The 3,305-nt window shown below is 65.0% G+C and carries 4 protein-coding genes; all 4 read left to right on the forward strand.

What is annotated here, in order from left to right; all coding sequences use genetic code 11:
* The first annotated feature begins 101 nt into the window (after window positions 1-101).
* The 4 genes from EOA24_RS31695 to EOA24_RS31710 all read left to right on the forward strand — a co-directional run bounded on the left by EOA24_RS31695 (window position 102) and on the right by EOA24_RS31710 (window position 3,290).
* The gene (locus tag EOA24_RS31695; protein WP_126082792.1) at window positions 102-467 is read left to right on the forward strand and encodes a DUF779 domain-containing protein; all 366 of its coding nucleotides are present in this window, start codon (window positions 102-104) and stop codon (window positions 465-467) included.
* Between the two features lie 121 nt (window positions 468-588).
* On the forward strand, window positions 589-1,569 hold the full coding sequence (locus EOA24_RS31700) for an RluA family pseudouridine synthase (RefSeq protein WP_126061020.1): 981 nt from the start codon (window positions 589-591) through the stop codon (window positions 1,567-1,569).
* A gap of 43 nt (window positions 1,570-1,612) precedes the next feature.
* Entirely contained in the window at window positions 1,613-2,488 is an 876-nt protein-coding gene (locus EOA24_RS31705; protein ID WP_126083812.1) for a DMT family transporter, read from the forward strand.
* A gap of 10 nt (window positions 2,489-2,498) precedes the next feature.
* Window positions 2,499-3,290: an ATP12 family chaperone protein gene (locus EOA24_RS31710; protein ID WP_127410475.1), complete on the forward strand. Its 792-nt coding sequence runs from the start codon at window positions 2,499-2,501 to the stop codon at window positions 3,288-3,290.
* Window positions 3,291-3,305 lie beyond the last annotated feature (15 nt).

A 3,305-nucleotide genomic window follows, 5' to 3' on the forward strand; every position in this document is an offset into this window, starting at 1 on the left:
GCTACAGCCCGAAGAAGCTCGGCTTCTTCTGATCCTCCCAGGGCGAAGGGGAAGGGAGGGCGCCGCGGACGGCGCCCTCCCTTCGACATAGGAGGATTGCCATGGACAGGGCTTCATTGGGCAAAGTCTCGGCCACGGCGACGGCCAAGGCGCTGCTGGCCGAAATCATCGCCGACCACGGGCCGGTGCTCTTTCACCAGTCCGGCGGCTGCTGCGACGGATCCTCGCCGATGTGCTATGCGCGCGGCGAGTTCATGATCGGCGACAATGACGTCAAGCTCGGCGAGATCGGCGACACGCCGGTCTATATCAGCGCCTCGCAATATGAAGTTTGGAAGCACACCGACCTGATCATCGACGTGGTGAAGGGCAGGGGCGGCATGTTCTCGCTCGACAATGGCCGCGAGAAGCGCTTCCTGACGCGCTCGACGGTCTGCGCGGTATCGCCGTCATCTTCCGCCGACTGAGCGAGCAGACCAGCCCGCCATCGGCCGCGATTGGGGTAATCGTCGCGCTTTGTTGGGTCTTTGGCTCGCAACCTGTTCGCCTTAGTGCTATGGCGCCGCTTTCAAACGGAAAAGCGTATCCATGGCAGGTGTAGAACAGATCACGGTGGAGGCCGGCGAGGCGGGCATGCGGCTCGACCGCTGGTTCAAGGTCCATTATCCGGGCCTAGGCTTTGGCCACCTGCAGAAGCTGTTGCGCTCGGGCCAGATCCGCATCGACGGCGGCAGGGCGAAGGCGGACACGCGCGTAGAGCCTGGCCAGACGGTGCGTATACCGCCGCTCGACATCGACAAGAAAGGCGATGCGCCGCTTACCGGCCACTCGATCCGCAACCAGGGCGATGCCGACGTGCTCGCCAAGATGCTTCTGCACGAGGATCCGAAGGTCTTCGTCTTCAACAAGCCGGCCGGCCTAGCGGTGCAGGGCGGCTCGGGCGTCACCCGCAATGTCGACGACATGCTGGAGGCCTGGCGCAACCAGAAGGGCGAGAAGCCGCGCCTCGTCCACCGCCTCGACCGCGACACCTCCGGCGTGCTGGTGGTTGCCCGCACGCGTCTTGCCGCGATGAAGCTCTCGGAGGCGTTCCGGGCGCGAGAGACCAAGAAGACCTACTGGGCGCTGGTCAAGGGCGTGCCGCCCAAGCGCGAGGATAAGATCTCGACCTGGCTGGTCAAGGAGGCGACACCGGATGGTGACCGCGTGCGCATCGCCAAGCATGGCGAGAAGGGCGCCGACCATGCCGTTTCCTACTATCGCGTCGTCGAGCAGGCGGCGCAGTCGCTGTCCTGGCTGGAGATGGAGCCCTATACCGGCCGCACGCACCAGCTGCGCGTCCACGCCGCCCATATCGGCTGCCCGATCATCGGCGACCCGAAATATTTCGAGGCCGATACCAACTGGGAATTCCCGGGGGGCATCCAGAACCGCCTGCATCTGCACGCCCGCCGCATCGTCATCCCGCATCCGGACCAGGGCGTCATCGATGTGACGGCGCCGATGCCGCCCCATATGCGCCAGAGCTGGAACCTGCTCGGCTTCGACGAACAGAGCGCGGAGGACTAGATTGACCGTTGCGCCCGCACTGGATCGCCGCGACGCGGTCGACATGGCGGCAGCGGCCATCATGGTCGGGCTGACCTTCTCGTGGGGACTGAACTACGTCGCGGCCAAGATCTCCTACGCAGGCTACGACCCTGTCTTCGTCTCGATCGCACGTTCGCTCATCGGGGGAGCCTGCGTGCTTGGCTGGTGCCGGCTGCGCGGCATCAACCTGTTCGAAGCGGATGGGACGCTGGCCGCCGGCGTCGTCGTCGGCGTGTTTTTCGGTATCGAGTTCCTGTGCCTCTATATCGGCCTCGAATACACGACCGTCGCCCGCAACACGCTGCTGGTCAACACCATGCCGTTCTGGGTGCTGATCGGCGGTCATTTCCTGCTCGGCGAGCGCATCAACGCGCGCAAGCTCGGTGGGCTTGTCCTGGCCTTCTGCGGCCTGGTGGCCGTGTTCTCGGACGGCATTGTCGCGGGCAGCGACACGACCCTTCTGGGGGATCTGCTCAGCCTTGGTTCCGGCGTCCTGTGGGCGGCGACCAGCATCGTCATCAAGCGCTCGAAACTGGTGGCGACCAGCGCCGAGAAACTGCTGCTCTACCAACTGGCCGGCGCGGCGATAGTCGGTGTCCTGGTGATGCCCTTGGCCGGCCCGCCCATTCGCGCGGTTGCAACCTTGCCGACGTTGGCGCTGCTCTTCCAGTCTTTCTATATCGTCGCCTTCACCTATGTATTGTGGTTCTGGCTGCTTCGGCGCTACCCCGCGTCCGGTCTGTCGAGCTTCGCCTTCCTGTCGCCGGTGTTCGGCGTCTTGTGCGGCGCGGTGGTCCTTGGTGAAGCGCCGACGACCAGGATATTCCTGGCTCTGGCCCTGATCGCCGCCGGTCTCATCATCGTCAACCGGCCGGCGCGCAGGCAGCCAACAGTTTAGGGAGTTCGACATGCGCGACATCCTCGAAGACCTCGAAGCCGGAAAACTGCTTTCCGATCCCGATCCCGTGCGCCGCGCCCAGATCCAGATGAAGACGCCGCTGCCGAAGCGTTTCTACAAGGCGGTTTCGGTTGTCCCGGTGGAAAACGGCTTTACCGTTCATCTCGACGGCCGTCCGGTGCGCACGCCGGGCAAGGCCGTGATGGTGCTGCCAACCGAAAGGGCTGCGGCACTCGTGGCCGACGAATTCAGCGCCCAGGGCGAGGTCATCGATCCCGTGACCATGCCGGTCATGCGCCTTGTCAACACCGCCATAGACGGTGTCGCCTCCGATCCGCAGGCGGTGCTGGAGGATGTGCTGCGCTTCGCTTCGTCAGATCTGCTTTGCTACCGTGCCGACGGTCCGCAAGGCCTGGTCGATCGTCAGAACAAGCTGTGGGATCCGGTGCTGGACTGGGCACGCGGCAGCCTCGGCGCGCGCTTCAATCTTGCCGAAGGCGTCATCCATGTCGAGCAGCCGCGCGAAGCCATCGCCATCCTTGGCGCGCATCTTGGCCAACGCTCGGAGCCGATGCGGCTGGCCGCCATCCATGTTATGACGGCGCTGACCGGCTCGGCGCTGCTGGCGCTGGCCGTGGATTTCGGCGAGTTGGACGCCGAGGAAGCTTGGGCAGCGGCCCATGTCGACGAGGACTGGCAGATCGAGCACTGGGGCCAGGACTCGGAGGCAGTCGCGCGCCGCTCGGCCCGCAAACGCGACATGCTGGCGGCGGTCAGCCTGCTTGAGGCACTGAAGGCCTAGAAGCCAGAAATGGGC

It is taken from the genome of Mesorhizobium sp. M2A.F.Ca.ET.039.01.1.1, assembly GCF_003998035.1.
In the GTDB taxonomy this organism is placed as follows: Bacteria; Pseudomonadota; Alphaproteobacteria; order Rhizobiales; family Rhizobiaceae; genus Mesorhizobium.

What these genes read in the sequence shown, in the direction of transcription:
- EOA24_RS31695 (WP_126082792.1), top strand. Translation starts at nt 102, where the DNA reads ATGGACAGGGCTTCATTGGGCAAAGTCTCGGCCACGGCGACGGCCAAG.
- EOA24_RS31700 (WP_126061020.1), top strand. Translation starts at nt 589, where the DNA reads ATGGCAGGTGTAGAACAGATCACGGTGGAGGCCGGCGAGGCGGGCATG.
- EOA24_RS31710 (WP_127410475.1), top strand. Translation starts at nt 2,499, where the DNA reads ATGCGCGACATCCTCGAAGACCTCGAAGCCGGAAAACTGCTTTCCGAT.
- EOA24_RS31705 (WP_126083812.1), top strand. Translation starts at nt 1,613, where the DNA reads ATGGCGGCAGCGGCCATCATGGTCGGGCTGACCTTCTCGTGGGGACTG.